Origin of the sequence: Oceanobacillus alkalisoli (assembly GCF_021556485.1) — a bacterium.
Classification (GTDB): Bacteria; Bacillota; Bacilli; order Bacillales; family Amphibacillaceae; genus Oceanobacillus; species Oceanobacillus alkalisoli.
On the sequence record NZ_JAKGBW010000060.1, the window covers coordinates 1 to 318 of the forward strand.

Below are 318 nucleotides of genomic sequence, written 5' to 3' on the forward strand. Positions count from 1 at the left end.
GGGATTTGCTAGGAGGTCTTCTGGGATGCTGTCCCCTGCCGGGCCATAGTTGAAGTTGTACCCAATCTGCATAGCTCCTCTGGGATAGTATCTTTCACCTTCGACACAAGGGTACCGGTTGTTTGGAACGCAGTAGGAATTGTCACTGGCAAATGACTTGTAGCAATATCCCCATTCAGCTGCATTTGCATCATTGATGCGGGCTCCTGCAGTTTGGAATGCAGTTTGGGCAAGGAAAGCCGCAATCTCCCTCTTCATAACATCGATATCCCCCGTTGTCCCGAAGGCAGGGAAAGATTTGGCAGCCGTAACGAAGGC

General features: G+C 50.9%; 1 protein-coding gene. It reads right to left on the reverse strand.

Features of this window, described 5'->3' with window-relative positions; all coding sequences use genetic code 11:
* On the reverse strand, window positions 1-318 hold a 318-nt coding region (locus LZD48_RS18495; RefSeq protein ID WP_310739879.1), incomplete at both ends, for a glycoside hydrolase family 19 protein.